Annotated in this window: 11 protein-coding genes; 3 read left to right on the top strand and 8 right to left on the bottom strand. The window is 44.1% G+C overall.

The annotated features are described in order from the left end of the window. Positions 1–85 precede the first annotated feature (85 nt). From GJU87_RS05605 to ffh, 4 genes are all read right to left on the bottom strand, one after another. Positions 86–460: a DUF3276 family protein gene (locus GJU87_RS05605; protein WP_153638618.1), complete on the bottom strand. Its 375-nt coding sequence runs from the start codon at positions 458–460 to the stop codon at positions 86–88. A 153-nt stretch (positions 461–613) separates the two neighbouring features. Next, positions 614–1,432, bottom strand: coding sequence for a M48 family metallopeptidase (locus tag GJU87_RS05600; protein ID WP_153638617.1), 819 nt, complete (start codon positions 1,430–1,432; stop codon positions 614–616). A gap of 170 nt (positions 1,433–1,602) precedes the next feature. Continuing rightward, on the bottom strand, positions 1,603–2,478 hold the full coding sequence (gene folD, locus GJU87_RS05595) for a bifunctional methylenetetrahydrofolate dehydrogenase/methenyltetrahydrofolate cyclohydrolase FolD (protein WP_153638616.1): 876 nt from the start codon (positions 2,476–2,478) through the stop codon (positions 1,603–1,605). Positions 2,479–2,504: 26 nt separating this feature from the next. Continuing rightward, a complete protein-coding gene (ffh, locus tag GJU87_RS05590; RefSeq protein WP_153638615.1) occupies positions 2,505–3,842 on the bottom strand; it encodes a signal recognition particle protein in 1,338 nt (445 codons plus the stop codon). A gap of 283 nt (positions 3,843–4,125) precedes the next feature. On the opposite strand from ffh, the gene GJU87_RS05585 reads away from it, so the two are divergent. Beyond that, on the top strand, positions 4,126–6,759 hold the full coding sequence (locus GJU87_RS05585) for a DUF5916 domain-containing protein (protein ID WP_153638614.1): 2,634 nt from the start codon (positions 4,126–4,128) through the stop codon (positions 6,757–6,759). Positions 6,760–6,819: 60 nt separating this feature from the next. On the opposite strand, the gene GJU87_RS05580 is transcribed toward GJU87_RS05585, so the two are convergent. From GJU87_RS05580 to argS, 3 genes are all read right to left on the bottom strand, one after another. Then, positions 6,820–10,299, bottom strand: a complete 3,480-nt coding sequence (locus tag GJU87_RS05580) for a PAS domain-containing hybrid sensor histidine kinase/response regulator (protein WP_153638613.1) — start codon at positions 10,297–10,299, stop codon at positions 6,820–6,822. Between the two features lie 145 nt (positions 10,300–10,444). Further along, on the bottom strand, positions 10,445–10,735 hold the full coding sequence (locus GJU87_RS05575; protein WP_153638612.1) for a PQ-loop domain-containing transporter: 291 nt from the start codon (positions 10,733–10,735) through the stop codon (positions 10,445–10,447). 138 nt (positions 10,736–10,873) lie between these two features. After that, on the bottom strand, positions 10,874–12,664 hold the full coding sequence (gene argS / locus GJU87_RS05570) for an arginine--tRNA ligase (RefSeq protein WP_153638611.1): 1,791 nt from the start codon (positions 12,662–12,664) through the stop codon (positions 10,874–10,876). Between the two features lie 208 nt (positions 12,665–12,872). On the opposite strand from argS, the gene GJU87_RS05565 reads away from it, so the two are divergent. After that, the gene (locus GJU87_RS05565; protein WP_153638610.1) at positions 12,873–13,718 is read left to right on the top strand and encodes a bifunctional transcriptional activator/DNA repair enzyme AdaA; all 846 of its coding nucleotides are present in this window, start codon (positions 12,873–12,875) and stop codon (positions 13,716–13,718) included. Positions 13,719–13,981: 263 nt separating this feature from the next. Next, positions 13,982–15,895 carry an acetate--CoA ligase gene (gene acs, locus GJU87_RS05560; protein WP_153638609.1) on the top strand — a complete coding sequence of 638 codons (1,914 nt, stop codon included), beginning with the start codon at positions 13,982–13,984 and terminating at the stop codon, positions 15,893–15,895. A gap of 70 nt (positions 15,896–15,965) precedes the next feature. Here acs and GJU87_RS05555 read toward each other — a convergent pair whose 3' ends face one another. Further along, on the bottom strand, positions 15,966–16,655 hold the full coding sequence (locus tag GJU87_RS05555) for a protein-L-isoaspartate(D-aspartate) O-methyltransferase (RefSeq protein WP_153638608.1): 690 nt from the start codon (positions 16,653–16,655) through the stop codon (positions 15,966–15,968). Positions 16,656–16,954: the final 299 nt, after the last annotated feature.

Below are 16,954 nucleotides of genomic sequence, written 5' to 3'. Positions count from 1 at the left end.
TTCAGTACCTTATGAAAATATTACCAGAACGAGAACAGCCGCTGAGTATTTCAGCGGCTGTTCTTCTATTCTCTTAACCGCTTTGTTAGCTTGATGCCAAATCTTCGAACTCAACGTCAGAGTACTCTTTTAGTACATCCTTTTCCTCAGTTTCACGAGGTTCATAAGGCTGACGTTCCTGAATGTAATCGATAATCTCTGTAAGTCCATCCGAAAATTTGCCGAAATCCTCTTTGTACAGGAAGATTTTGTGTTTTTCGAAATGGTACTTGCCATCCTGATCAAACTTTTTCTTACTTTCCGTGATGGTTAGATAATACTCGTCCTTACGAGTCATTTTTACATCAAAAAAGTACGTTCTTTTTCCAGCTCTTACAGCTTTCGAATAAATCTCTTCACGAAACTTCTTATCACCTTTGTCGTGATTATCAGTTCCATCCTTTTTATCAATACCTTCCATATTCGAAAATTTTAATTTTCTGTGTATTGTTCGAATCTTTTCAAAATTATAAAAAAGAATTAAAAAAGCTTAAAAGAGAACATATTATGTACACCAAATAATAGGTTGTAAAACAGAAAATGCAATATTTATAACGAATATGGATAGTGAAGGCTAATTATCCTTCGCCTGTTGGTAATATTTTAAAGCCTCCGGTAAGTCCTGTTTTATTTGAGCAATCCGATGCGAATCAACCGGGTGTGTACTAAGGAATTCGGGCATCCCGCTTCCTCCGTTCGCCTCCATCCGCTTCCAAAAGTCAACTGCTCCTCGGGGATCATATCCGGCCATCGCCATAAACATCAACCCCATTTTATCCGCTTCCAGCTCGTGACTCCTCGAATACGGAAGGATAGCTCCCACCTGGGCGCCGACTCCATAAGCAGTCATATATATTTTTTTAGTCTCTTCAGGCTTCTGATCGATAGCTGCCGCCAATCCCATTCCGCCGAGCTGAACCAACATCTCCTGGCTCATACGCTCGTTGCCGTGGCGTGCTATAGCATGGGCGATTTCGTGTCCCATTACAACGGCCAAACCATTTTCATTTTTGGTAATCGGTAATATTCCGGTATAAACTACCACTTTTCCACCGGGCATACACCATGCGTTGGCTACCGAATCTTTCACCAGGTTAAACTCCCAGTTAAAGTCTTTCACCCGATCTCCTAAACCATTATCTTTCAGATATTGATCAACCGCCGCGGCAATCCGCTTTCCGACCCTCTTGACCATTGCAGTTTCCTGCTGATTGTTGGACAATTGATTACTTTTCAGGAAGTCATCGTATTGTGTCAGACTCATCGACAACATTTCAGACTCAGGAACCAGGTTCAGCTGCTGTCTTCCGGTTAACGGAACCGTTGCACAGGCAGTAAACAGAAAAAGGGAGAAAATCCAGGATAACCTAACCTGAAATCGGCTAACTTTCATTGGTGTCATTTTCATACTACGGTTATATTAAGCAGTGAATATTTTCAGTTTAGAAAACGTTTTCAACTCTGTTTCGGTTCATCTATAACGGATTAAACTACCGTGAAGAGCTAAAAAAAGAGCTGCCAGACAGACAGCTCTTAAAGTCAATATTTTTATTTCAAAGTACGCTACGAATAAATCTCACCTTTCGCAGCCAACAAGGTATTTTTCAATAACGATACACGGGTCATCGGGCCAACACCTCCGGGAACAGGCGTGATGTAAGAACATTTTTCAGCTACTTCATCAAATGCTACATCGCCTTTCAGCTTAAAGCCCGATTTCGTCTTATCCGATTTTACACGCGTGGTTCCTACGTCGATAACAACCGCTCCTTCTTTCACCATGTCACCTTTAATGAACTCAGGCGAACCCAATGCTGCAATCAGAATATCAGCGCTGGCACACAACTCTTTCAGGTTCTTGGTACGGCTGTGAGCAACCGTCACCGTGGCATTTATCGCTTTCTGAGACATCAGGACACTCAACGGGCGACCGACAATGTTGCTTCGTCCAACCACGACACAATTCTTACCTGACGTTTCAATATTATAACGCTTCAACAAATCCACGATACCATCGGGCGTAGCCGAAACAAAGCAAGGCAGCCCAATAACCATGCGCCCGACATTAATCGGATGAAATCCGTCCACATCTTTCTTCGGGTCAATCGCTTCAATAATTTTCTGTTCGGAAATGTGTTTGGGCAAAGGCAACTGAACGATAAATCCGTCCACATCCTCATCATTATTCAACTCGTCCACTTTCGCCAACAATTCTTCTTCGGTCACGTCGTCTTCGAAACGAACCAGGCTCGATTTGAAACCGACCTCGGCGCAATCCTTCATCTTGAAAGCTACGTACGACTCGCTTCCGCCATCGTGACCAACCAGTACCGCTGCCAGATGAGGAGTTTTTTTGCCATTGCTTTTCAGCACTTTTACTTCTTCAGCAATCTCGGCTTTTAATTCGGCCGATGTCTTTTTTCCGTCCAGTAAAATCATTGAAGATATTATTTTGATGATTGAACTTATCTTCTTTTTCCACGTTGCGCTTTAGCAGCCATGTTACGCACATTTCCGCCCTGCGAAACCATCTTCATCATTTTCCGGGTTTCCCCGAATTGCTTAATCAAACGGTTTACTTCCTGAATGTTCGTTCCTGAACCGGTAGCGATACGCTTACGACGGGAACCATCAATCAAAGCCGGATTGTCACGCTCATCAGGTGTCATGGAATAGATAATGGCTTCGATGTGCTTGAAGGCATCGTCTTCCAAATCAATATTATTCAAAGCTTTGCGCATTCCCGGAATCATCGCAGCCAAATCCTTCAGGTTACCCATCTTTTTGATTTGCTGAATCTGCGTCAGGAAATCGTTGAAGTTGAACTGGTTCTTCGCCAGTTTCTTCTGTAATTTGCGGGCTTCCTCTTCGTCGAATTGCTCCTGAGCACGCTCCACCAACGAAACGATATCACCCATACCGAGAATCCGGTCGGACATACGACTCGGGTGGAAAACGTCAATCGCATCCATTTTTTCGCCGGTACCCACAAATTTGATAGGTTTCTCAACTACCGTACGAATGGAAAGTGCCGCACCACCACGGGTATCACCATCGAGTTTAGTCAGAATAACTCCATCGAAATCGAGTCGTTCGTTAAACTCTTTAGCCGTATTCACAGCGTCCTGACCTGTCATGGAATCAACCACGAAGAGCGTTTCCTCCGGATCGATAGCCTTTTTAATGGCCTCGATTTCCTGCATCATCTGCTCATCGATGGCCAAACGACCGGCGGTATCGATAATGACCACGTCATTGCCTTCTGCTTTTGCTTTCTTAATCGCATTTTTGGCAATCTTGACCGGGTCTTTAACACCTTCTTCTGTATATACCGGAACCTCAATTGATTCGCCGACTACCTTAAGCTGCTCGATTGCAGCCGGACGATAGATGTCGCAGGCAACCAACAACGGGTTCTTTTTCTGCTTCGATTTTAAACGATTGGCCAGTTTTCCGGAAAAGGTAGTTTTACCAGATCCCTGCAAACCTGACATCAGAATCACTGACGGTGATTTCGTTAACGAAATATCAACCGTCTCGCCTCCCATCAGTTCCGCCAACTCGTCGTGAACGATTTTGACCATCATCTGTCCCGGCTTCACCGATTCGAGCACTTTCTGCCCGATGGCTTTGTCCTTCACACGATTGGTAAAATCTTTGGCTATTTTGAAGTTTACGTCGGCGTCAAGCAGTGCACGACGAACATCCTTTAATGTTTCGGCAACATTTATCTCGGTAATCTGCCCCGAACCTTTGAGCAGTTTAAACGATTTCTCTAACCTGTCGGTAAGATTTTCAAACATTTGTATTCCCGTTTTTTTGAGTGCGTACAAAGATAATGAATTGGCAGAATTAGGAAAATATAAAATTGTTCAGCTATGCCCTTTCATATTGCCGACAATTGGTAACTCATCTATACCAATTTGTCATCAATAACGCTGCCGCCAAACCCATCTAACACACTACTCATCAGAATACTAACCAACGCACCTTAGAAATAAGCAAACAATAAGTCAGACAAACGTGTAACGAAACGACTTTTCCGGCGTCCTTTTAAGATGAAAGCTAATCTGCGAATTTCAAACCATGAAAAAACCGTTTTTTCTATTCATATTTTTTCTCATTATAGCGAGTAACGTATTCGGACAGGACGTTCAGAAGAAACGCTACAATGCCACCAGACTTCAGTCACCGCTCACCATCGATGGAAATCTGTCGGAACCAGCCTGGCGATCCGGGCCGTGGGAAGACAGCTTTACGCAAAGGGAGCCATACGAAGGGAAAGCGCCCCGCCAGAATACGACTTTCAAAATTATGTATGACGATAACTTTATTTATGTTGGCATAAAAGCTTTCGACACCGCCCCCGACAGCATCGTCAGAAGAATGAGCCGGCGGGACAATCTCGACGGAGATTATGTGGGCGTTTCATTTGACAGTTATCATGACCTCCGTACCGCTTTCACTTTCCTGGTAACCGCTTCGGGAGTTAAATGCGATGCAGCTGTCAGCAACGACGGCGACAATGAAGATGACACCTGGGACCCGATTTGGTACGTGAAAACAAGCATGACTTCGTGGGGCTGGAGCGCCGAAATGAAAATACCTTTTACTCAGCTGCGTTTTAAAAAGAACTCATCTTCAGTTTGGGGTTTGGAGGCCGCACGTTACATCTATCGTTATGCCGAAACCGATTTTTGGCAACCGATTGCCCGCAATGCGCCCGGATTTGTCTATTTGTACGGAGAACTGGGGGGATTAAGCAACATTAAACCGAAGAAACAGCTCGACCTGACTCCCTACGTGGTGGCCGGAGTAGAATCGTACCCAAAAGAAGAGGGCAATCCATTTTCGACCGGCCACAAAAACCGGTTGAATGCCGGCCTTGACGGAAAGATTGGTGTAACCAATAACCTAACTCTTGACTTCACCATTAATCCCGATTTCGGCCAGGTAGAAGCGGATCCATCAGAAGTCAATTTAACTGCCTTCGAAACTTTCTTCCGCGAAAAGCGCCCTTTCTTCATCGAAGGAAAAAGTATTACCAGTTTCCCGTTAGGATTTGGTGACGGCGATCTTTCCACCGAGAACCTGTTTTACTCGCGCCGAATAGGACGCAGACCTCAATACGAACCGGACTTGCGAGACAACGAATACATCGACAGTCCGAAAAACACCTCAATCATTGGTGCAGCCAAATTAACTGGCAAGACGGAATCGGGTTGGTCGGTCGGAATCATTGAAAGTGTTGCCGCGGAAGAAAAAGCAAAAATTGCATACGAAGGAGAACAGCGGAAACAAACGGTAGAGCCTTTAACCAACTATTTCGTTGGACGTTTGCAGAAAGACTTAAACAAAGGGAATACACTGATTGGCGGAATGGTCACCAACACTTCCCGCCAACTCGATAATGTTTTGAAAGACTACCTCCATCGTTCGGCGACAACCGGAGGACTTGATTTCACCCAATATTTCAACGACAAAAATTACCTGCTCTCTGTACACGGAGCTTTTAGTAAAGTAGAGGGAACTAAAGAGGCACTACTGGAAACCCAAACCTCTTCCAGACATTATTATCAGCGACCCGACGCAACACATATTCATTTAGATAGCACAAGAACAAGCCTTTCGGGATATGGAGGAAATATCCAATTCGGAAAGATTGGCGGAGATCTGAAATTCCTGCTGGCTGCTATGGCTAAATCTCCGGGACTTGAACTGAACGATGTGGGTTACCTACGCTCCACCGACCAGATTTTCCAGGTTTTCTGGATGGGTTACCGTTTTAACGAGCCCAAAGGAATCATGCGGAAAGCCAATTTGAACCTGAACCAATGGAACGTATGGGATTTCAGCGGACAATACCTCAATTCCGGAGGGAATGTAAATAGTTACATTGAGTTTAAAAACTATTGGTCATTCCATTCCGGAATCAATTTCGACAGCGACGAGGTAGACAATTACATTCTGCGGGGAGGTCCGGGTATGATTGTCCCGGGAGGATTGAATATTTGGTACGGAATCGAGACCGACGAACGCAAGAAACTGAAACTATCCTACTTTGGAAGTAACAACTGGAACAAATACAACAGTCGCACCTCATGCTCGTATTCACCTGAAATTGAATACAGACCAAACAATACGCTCAATTTCAGTTTGGAGCCATCGCTGTACAAACAGAAAAGAGAGTTGCAGTATGTGGATGAATATTCAGTAAACGGGAATAATCGCTACCTGATGGCACATCTCGACCAAAAAGTATTGAGTTTTTCGATGCGTGTTAACATTAACCTGACGCCCGATCTAACCATTCAGTACTGGGGACAACCGTTTTTCGCTTCCGGAAAATACAACGCGTTTAAGATGATTACCGATCCCAAAGCCGATCGATTCTCCGACAGGTTCCAGCTCTATTCTCCAAATCAGCTGACTTACAACAATTCAGAGGAGATGTACTACATCGACGAAAATCAGGATGGAACTAATGATTATTCCTTCGAGCAACCGGACTTTAATTTCAACGAGTTTCTATCTAATCTGGTTGTTCGCTGGGAATATACGCCTGGTTCAACGGTTTATCTTGTTTGGTCTCAATCAAGAGATTATTCCGACAGCTTAGGTGATTTTAATTTGGACAGGAGTTTCGATAACTTATTCAACGGCAACCAACCGTACAATATTTTCTTAGTCAAATTCTCGTACCGTATCGGGTTACACTAAAGAAAAATCCCAACCTAAATTTTAGTGCGGGGATTTTTCTTCATGTATATAATTAATAACCTAAAAAAGCTTATCCACGGTCTCGATCACATCTTCAGCTTTAAATGGCTTACTTAAATAACCGTCCATCCCGATACTCAAACACAAATCAATGTCTTCCTGAAGTGCGTTTGCTGTCATAGCAACAATTTTTATCGGTTTTCCATTTTGCTCCGTCTCCTCTTTCCGTATCATCTTCGTTACCTCATAACCATTCAGTTGTGGCATCTGTATATCCATCATAATCAAGTCATACTCGTTATCGCGGTACATTCTCCAGGCTTCTTTTCCGTCTTTGGCCAGATCAATGGAGTCAGACACACACTTTAGTGTCAACATGGCAACCTTCTGGTTGATCACATTATCTTCCGCGACCAAAACTTTCAGATTTCTTTTCTTTCCGTTAATTCCTTGATTCGTCGGACGAGCAGCGTCAACGTATGATTCAGGCAACTGCTTACCAGTTACTTTAGCCATTATATTAAGCAACTGATCGAGTTTTATTGGCTTATTCAAATAATACTCAAAACCAGCACTTTGAACCTGCCCTCTCGGTAAAATATCGGAAACAGATGACAGTAATATTAGTTTAGTTGAAGCAATATCCGGGTCCTTTTTCACACGGCTGGCAAAGTCAAGTCCGTCCATCTCGCTCATCTGGAAATCAACCAAGGCGATATCGTAAGGCTTTCCCTTTGAAGCAGCACTCTTCAATTTCTTCAATGCATCCATACCACTGGAAGCTTCATCCGAAGAACAATCCCAGGTCTCTAAGTATTTTGAGAAGATTAACCGGTTGGTCCGATTATCATCGACAATCAACACCTTTACATTTTCCAACTCAATCACTTCTTTCGGCTGGTCGATGGCTACTTCTGCCGATGCTTTTTTAAACTTCGCGGTAAACCAAAAGACGGAACCCTGATTGACTTCGCTTTCCAAACCGATTTCTCCGCCCATCTGTTCGCTCAATCGTTTCGAAATAGCCAATCCCAGGCCGGTACCTCCGTACTTTCGGGTCGTTGAAGAATCGACTTGTGTAAACGAATCAAACAACTTTTCCTGGGCCTCTTTTGGAATTCCAATTCCGGTATCTTTTACCTTAAACAGTACTTCAACCTCCGAATTAACCTTCTGCAATTCCGCTGAAATAAACACCTCGCCGCTTTTGGTAAATTTGATAGCATTATTTGCCAGATTAATAAGCACCTGCCGTAACCGCACCGGATCACCAAGCACCATGTCAGGAATCGACGCATCGATATAAGTCACCAGGTCGATCCCTTTATTATTCGACTTTATAATCAACACGTCAGCCACATCCTCAACAATCTTGCGAATATTGATGGGCGTCGATTCCAACTCCATTCGCCCGGACTCAATTTTCGAGAAATCGAGAATGTCGTTAATAATAGCCACCAGGTTATTTCCCGATTTGGTAATTACGTCGAGATATTCCGTTTGCTCTTCATTGAGTTTTGTCTTTCTCAGAATATCTGCCATTCCGATTACTCCGTTCATCGGCGTGCGAATCTCATGCGACATGTTGGCCAAAAACAGGCTCTTGGCCCGGTTCGCCTCCTCCGCTTTATTTTTGGCTATTTCCAGATGCTTTTTAGCCTCAACTTCAATCGTGTTGTCTCTCGAAATACCAACCAGACCGATTATGTTCCCCTCAACATCGCGAACCGGCATCTTTGTGGCCGACATCCAACGAATGGTTCCATCTGCCAGTGTCAGTTTTTCCGGCTTATTGATGATTGGCTTTCCGGTTTGTAGCAGCTCTTTTTCATCAAGAATAATCTCTTGTATTTCTTTCTCTCTGAAAAAATCAGATTTGGTTTTCCCGATCGCCTCATCTGCATTTTCTATTCCAAGCAATTGGCCCATTGCCTTATTGATCCGGGTAAACCGCGATTCTGCATCTTTAAAATAGATACCGTCGGGTACACTATCCATCAGAATTCTTAACAACTGACGCTCATGCTCTAACCGATCTTCCATTTGTTTCCTTTCGGAATAATCTCGCGAAACGCCAACCAAACCAATAACTCGTCCATTCTTCTCTCTAATCGGGATTTTGGTTGTTGTCATATACCGAAGTTCACCGTATGCATCCACAAATTCCTGCAGTTTGTCCACAATTGCTTCTCCGGTTCTCATCAAATTCATATCATCCTGAAAAGATTGCTCAGCAAATTCGCGATCATGAAACTCGAAATCAGTTTTTCCTATGGCATCTTCCGGCTTTTCCAATCTCATCAGTCTCGCATGCGCCTCGTTTATACGGGTATACCTGGCTTTTCTGTCCTTGTAATAAATAATGTCGGGACTGTTTTTCAGGAATGTGTCAACCAGCTCCTGTTGCTGACGCAGTTTCTCCTCATACACCTGTTCCCTGGTTACATCCCGGGATATTCCAACGAGGCCAATAATTCTATCCGCCTGATTGCGAATCGGTATTTTAGTGGCCGTAACATACTTCAAGCCTTTTGCTGTAACAATTTTTTCCACCTGATTGACAAGCGGAATGCCTTTAGAGAACAACTCCTGCTCATCGTTTAAGGCCTGCCGGGCATGCCGTTTGTCAAAATAGTCGGCATCCGTTTTGCCAATGGCTTCTTCAGGTGTCTCTATTCCGAACAGGTTGGCTTGTGCTTGATTAATACGGGTGAATTCCGACTTTGTATTTTTAAAGTATATCGTATCAGGAATATTATCCATCAGCATCTGGAGAAAGTCCTTCTCCTTTTTCAATTCCGCCTCTGCCAGTTTCTGATCGGTGATTTTCTCATACATTCCCAGAATGCCGATGATGTCGCCTTTTTCATTGCGCATGGGAATCTTACTTTTCCGCAACCATTCCGTTTTCCCATCCCGGTTAAGGATGGCTTCCACGTAGTTTATCATGGACTGACCGGTTGAAAGTACCTCCCGATCCCTGGCAATATTGTTCACCGCTTCATCCGACGAGAACAAATCAAAATCGGTCAGGCCAATCACCTGCTCAAGGTTATTCAATCCGCGGTCACCAGCGAAAATCTGGTTGCACCCCATATACTTCAAACGGGCATCTTTCCAGAAAATGGCTGTTGGAATATGTTGTATAACCCAATCGAGATGCTCGCTGGTTTGGATTTCCCGCTTGCATTCGCTTACCATTTCCTTGAGCAAAATCCGCATGCTGTTTGGATTAAGCTCGTCAGAGATGATGGATACAAATTCAGGAAGTTCAGAAAGATCGTTGTTCCCGGAATTGTCGATTAGGACAACCTTGAACTTTCCGGAATACAGGATATCACGCATAGCTGACTCTTCCACCATATCCTTAAAATCATCGAGACCTGTGATGAAAAGATTCGGGTTGATACGCTGAATATCCTTAGCAAAAGAGGATTTATCATTCAAAAATACGGCACTGAACCCGGAACATTCCGAAACAGCATCCAGTATCTTCGAGACAATGGTAGTATCTATGTAAAAAACAGCAATCCTCTCCATAACAGCAACATGCTAATTGCGTAAAAAATGTTTGTAGTTAGTTCAATGTCCCCTTTTGTTCATTATTGAAATGAACAATCATTAAATGTTACTACTGTAACGTAAATATGGTTACAAATATTTCACCCCCTACGCAACAAAATGCTTATTTAGTTGTCACTGTTTTTCCATATTTATATTTAGCATAAACTAAATAGAAGGTTGCTAATATGTTAACTATATAATTGAGCCAAAGTGGCCATTGAAACGAACCACGAACCATATCGCCTTGTGCGATATATACAAACGTGAATAGAACACCAAAAGCCCACATCAGAAGAAATGGCCAGTTAAAGCTTGAAACATCGTGTGTGCGCCATGTTTGGATGACTTGCGGAATAACGCCGATACTAAGAATGATGTTTCCGAACCAGCCGAGAAATTCAAATAGATTCATATGTTAAATTTTTTGTTGCCTAAAGGTAAAAATTTTTCCACGCGGCAGTCATACTAACTGCTTGAGCTAAACACGCAGACAAAAAGAAACCCCGAAAATCCGCAGATAATCGGGGTTGCTTGTATGTTATAAGGTTCTTTACATTCTCTCTGGAACTTCGATTCCCAACAAAGAGAAACCGTTCTTAATGGTCTGGCCAACCGTCCGGGCCAGCACCAACCGGAAGGAACGCACCGTCTCGTCGGGTTCATTCATGATACTGTAATCGTGATAAAACTGGTTGAACTCCTTCACCAGATCGTAAATATAGTTGGCGACAATCGCAGGGCTATGGTTATCACCAGCTTCCTTCACAACAAACTGGAAACGGTTAACCGCTTTAACCAGCTCAATTTCCTTGGCATTGCAATCCATAGAAGGTGCCACCGCCGGAATGTCAATTCCTGAGTCAACAGCTTTACGAAGCACACTTTGAATTCGCGCATACGTATATTGAATGAACGGTCCAGTATTTCCGTTGAAATCGATGGATTCCTCCGGATTGAAAAGCATATTCTTGCGCGGATCGACTTTTAGGATGAAATATTTCAAAGCACCCAACGCCACAATTCGGTAAATATTCTTTTTCTCCTCCTCCGAATAGCCGTCCAGCTTGCCCAGTTCTTCCGATACTTTACGCGCAACGTCAATCATTTCCTCAACGAGATCATCGGCGTCGACGACAGTTCCTTCGCGCGATTTCATTTTTCCATGAGGAAGTTCGACCATTCCGTAAGAAAAGTGATACAGGTCTTTACCCCACTCATATCCCAGCTTATCTAACAAAATAGCCAATACCTGGAAGTGATAATTCTGCTCGTTCCCAACCACATAAATCATGTGATTAATATCGTAGTCCTGATAACGCATTTTGGCGGTCCCAATATCCTGGGTCATATAAACCGATGTACCGTCGGAGCGCAGCAGAATTTTTTCGTCCAGTCCTTCAGCCGACAAATCTGCCCATACTGAGCCGTCTTCCCGGCGATAGAAATAACCTTCGTCCAGTCCGCGAACTACTTCATCACGGCCAATCAGGTAAGTATCAGATTCGTAATATATCTTGTCAAAATCAACCCCCAACAGTTTATAGGTCTCGTCAAATCCTTGGTAAACCCAGCCGTTCATATCTTCCCATAGCTTACGGATTTCCGGATCATTCGCTTCCCACTTACGAAGCATATCACGGGCAGCCTGAATAGATGGCGCTTTATCCTTCGCCTCGTCCTCCGACATGCCACCGGCAATCAGTTCCGCAATTTCTTTTTTATACAACTGGTCAAATTTCACATAGTACTCTCCTACCAGGTGATCGCCTTTTTTCCCCGATGAAGCTGGTGTTTCTCCATTTCCCAGCGTCTTCCAGGCATACATCGATTTGCAGATATGAATACCACGGTCGTTAACAATGTTGGTTTTCACCACCTTGTTTCCATTGGCCTTCATAATTTCGCTAATCGAGAAACCAAGGAGATTGTTACGTATGTGTCCCAGATGCAATGGCTTATTGGTATTTGGCGAGGAATACTCAATCATCACCAGCTCCGACTCTTCGGAAACCGGAGAAAATCCATACTGCTCATTTCCGGCCGCCTCGTTCAGCTGATTAATCCAGTAGCTACCGTCAATAACCAGGTTCAGAAAGCCTTTCACAACATTGAAACCAGCAATTTCACTCACTTCCGCAGCCAACAAATTTCCCAACTCCTCGCCTGTCTGTTCAGGAGATTTCTTTGAAAACCGAAGAAAAGGGAAAACCACAACAGTTTTATCACCCTCAAAATCCTTACGGGTATTCTGAATTTGTATCTGGTCGGGATCTACTTTCTGACTGTAAAGTTTCTCAATCGCCTCAACGACTTTATCTCTGATGATGATTTCAATATCCATATCCGGGTAATTTGTCAATTCCGTTTTTCGAACCGCAAAGATAGAAAACCACCATGAAATTTCCTCCCGGGAAATGCGACTGATTGCCGCCAGCCATCATAATATGACACAAAGTTAAAGTTAGACCGAGTCGTCGTCAGAAAAGCGGGTTAACAGAAAAGCAATTTTCGGGTTGTTTCTAAAAGACATTCGCTTTTACTTTACCCTCATGGATACGTATGAAATCATTGCCCGGGCACTTAGCTACATCCGCGACCATGCCAACCGGCAGCCGACGCTAGACGACATTGCTGCCAGTGCCAACATAAGTCCTTATCATTTTCAACGGTTATTCACCGAATGGGCCGGAATCAGTCCTAAAAAATTTCTGCAGTATCTCACACTCAACTACGCTAAACGCTGCCTGAAGGAAAACCGTTCACTGTTTGATACGGCTCACCAAACAGGCCTTTCAGGAACTGGTCGCTTGCATGACCTTTTTATAAAACTAGAAGGCATGACACCCGGAGAATACAAGAACGGAGGTGAAAAACTCACCATTTATTTTAGTGTTCAATCTTCTCCTTACGGGAAATTTGTCGTGGCTTCAACCGACCGAGGCGTCTGCAACCTCTTTTTTATTGATGACGAAAATCCAATTACATTACTAAAACAGGAATGGCCGGCAGCCCGACTTATTGAAGAAGAACAGCCGATTCACAGGCAGGTAAGCGCTTTTCTATTTCAGGAAGAATCGAACGGCCCCATTGCTTTGCGGCTAAAAGGAACACCATTCCAATTAAAAGTGTGGCAGGCTTTGCTGCAAATACCTGAAGGAACACTGACCAGCTATGGAGTTATTGCCGACCATCTCGATGCTCCATCGGCCCAAAGAGCTGTTGGAACCGCCATTGGGAAAAATCCTGTTGGCTACCTCATCCCCTGCCACCGGGTCATCAAAGGCATGGGTGGAACAGGGGGCTACCGCTGGAACCCGGTTCGCAAACAAGCCATGATTGGTCGGGAAGCAGCACAAACTGGCCAGGATTCAGAAACGCAACAAACACTATTTTGACCAGAGAAGCACATTTTATTTTTATTTAGATTAAAATAGGATAAAAATTACCTTCTCTGTTTAAATTACAATATTTACAACCAACAGCCATAATCAGACCATTGCACCCACTCATTCCGCATTTTTTCCCATTTTTAGTTTATTTTTCATAATTTCAAGCTCATGTAGAATGATACTATGTGACCTCAATACTTGATTCTTATTTTTATTCAATATAAATTAAGGCATTTTCTGAAATCCAAACACTATTAAAATAAGATCGCATGGTACCAAAAATTCATTCCTTAGGAGGTTACATTCACGAATGTCAAAAAGGAATAGCCAACCCCGAAGCATTCTGGAATCAGGTCGCTGAATCGTTTTTCTGGAGAAAACGTTGGAATAAAACAGTTGAATGGGATTTCAAGAAGCCCGAAATCAAATGGTTCATCAATGGAAAGCTCAACATCACAGAAAACATCTTCGAAAAGAACCTGTATACCCACGCCAATTTACCCGCTATCATCTGGGAACCCAATGACCCGAAAGAAGAAAACCGTGTACTGACCTACAAAGAATTGCTGGCGGAAGTCAACATGTTTGCCAATGCCTTAAAGCGACTCGGTGTACGCAAGGGGGACCGGGTAGCGCTTTACATGCCCATGGTTCCGGAACTGGCAGTTGGAATGCTGGCTTGTGCCCGCATTGGTGCAATCCACTCAGTTGTTTTCGCCGGTTTCTCGGCACAATCACTGGCTGACCGGATTAATGACGCCGGAGCTACCGTATTATTGACAGCTGATGGCGGATACCGTGGTTCCAAAGTGACCCCGTTGAAAGACATTGCAGACGACGCACTGAAGCATTGCCCAACGATAAAAAACACAGTTGTCTTCAAACGAACCGGTTCATCGGTTAACATGAAAGAGGGACGCGATATCTGGTGGCACGATGTTATTCATGGCGAACCGGCACACTGTGAGCCGGAAGAAATGGATGCAGAAGATGAACTTTTCATCTTATATACGTCCGGTTCAACCGGAAAACCCAAAGGAATTGTCCACACGACCGGTGGATATATGGTTTATTCGGCCTATACTTTTAAAAATGTTTTCCAGTACGATCCGGGCGATGTTTATTTCTGTACGGCAGATATTGGCTGGATTACCGGGCACTCGTACATCGTTTACGGACCGCTGCTGAATGGTGCACAAACACTCATGTTCGAAGGAGTTCCTTCCTGGCCCGATGCCGGCCGTTTCTGGGACATTGTAGCCAAATACAAGGTGAACCAGTTTTACACTGCGCCTACTGCTATTCGTGCATTGCTTGCTAAAGGACCAGAGTTCATCGAGGGTAAACGACTCGAGTCATTGAAGGTTTTGGGAACGGTAGGTGAACCCATTAACGAAGAGGCCTGGCACTGGTACCATGACCACATTGGGAAAAACCGCTGCCCCATTGTTGATACCTGGTGGCAAACCGAAACCGGTGGTATCATGATTAGCCCGATTGCAGGCGTAACGCCAACGAAGCCTTCGTTCGCCACAATGCCGATGCCGGGAGTTCAGCCTGTTGTTGTTGACAACCAGGGAAATGAGCTGGTTGGTAACAGTGTGGAAGGAAACCTTTGTATCAAATACCCGTGGCCGGGAATGCTTCGTACCATCTGGGGCGACCACAAGCGAATGAAGGAAACCTATTTCTCCCGTTTCGAGAATATGTATTTTACCGGCGATGGTGTCAAACGAGATGAAGATGGATATTACCGTATTCTCGGTCGTGTCGATGATGTGATCAACGTATCCGGTCACCGCCTTGGAACCGCTGAAATTGAAAATGCCATCAACGAGCACCCGCTGGTAAACGAATCGGCCGTAGTTGGTTATCCACATGCTATTAAAGGGCAGGGAATTTACGCCTTTGTTGTTTGTGGTGAACTGTCGACCGGAGGAGAAGATGGTATCCGCAATTCGATTATGAAAGGGGTGACCAAAATTATTGGTCCCATTGCCAAACCCGACATTATCCAGTTGGTTCCGGGCTTACCCAAAACCCGTTCCGGTAAGATTATGCGGAGAATCTTACGGAAAATTGCGGAAGGCGATGCCTCTAATCTCGGCGATATCACCACGCTGCTCGATGAGGAAGTTGTCGACCAAATCATTGATGGTGCATTGGTTGATGTAAAAAGATAATTCAGGACACCTCATAAAACGAAAGCCGGAGTTGAAACAGCTCCGGCTTTTTTGCTTTTAACAATATTTTTTATTCCCGCTGCAGCGGAACAAACTGAACCGTCGCGAGGTTTTTCCTCTTGATTCGACCGTTTCGCTTAATGAGCAGCACCAGTTGCTGAAAACTTCCAGGCTGGCCAACCGGCATAATCAAGCGCCCATTTTCTGCCAACTGGTCAATCAGCGGACGAGGCACATGGTCGCCGGCTGCTGTAACCAAAATAATATCAAAAGGCGCATGCTCCGGCCAGCCACGATAGCCATCACCCTGTTTCGGGACAACATTGTCGTAGTGATGCTCGGCCAGCACTTTGGCTGCGTGCCGGGCTAAGCCGGGAATTAGTTCGATCGTATAAACTGAATCGACAATTTCGGCGAGCACCGCCGCCTGATAACCGGACCCTGTTCCAATTTCCAGAGCTTTCTTCCCTTTCGAAGGTTTTGTTTTTTCAGTCATCAAAGCCACAATGTAAGGCTGCGAGATAGTTTGTCCGTAACCGATGGAAAGCGGAGAATCTTTATACGCCTGATCGCGGTAAGCGTCGGGAACAAAATCCTGGCGAGGAACTTTGCGCATCGCGCGGATAGTTGGTCCGTCATTGATACCACGCGCAATGATTTGCTTCTTCACCATTTCCATTCGTTTGGCCTCAAAATCTTCCTGGGCACAGGCCATCAATGGAAAAATAAATATCAGTAGTAGTATGGTTATTAGCTTCATTCTATTTCATTTTGCGTTAAAATACGGAATTTCACTCTGGGAATCAAACATTGATTTCCACTCAGAAACATCGGTTTCAGGTTAGACTTCCGGTCTGTAAATTCCTTTGAAACTAAGGTTTTTAGTTCATTTCATCAGTATAATCCAACAAGAAATAATTACAGCACCCACGGCTGAAAAAACTAGTTCCTGAGATAAAAATACGCCTTCTTTCCCAAATCCTTTTTCTCAAAAATTCCAATTTAGCCATTAAGAGTTATCATTCTTCACTAACTTAACACGCCTAAAATCTAAAACCA

This window comes from Prolixibacter sp. NT017 (assembly GCF_009617875.1).
Taxonomy (GTDB): Bacteria; Bacteroidota; Bacteroidia; order Bacteroidales; family Prolixibacteraceae; genus Prolixibacter.
The sequence above is the reverse complement of the archived record's forward strand: the minus strand, read 5'-3'. Positions and strand labels throughout refer to the sequence as shown.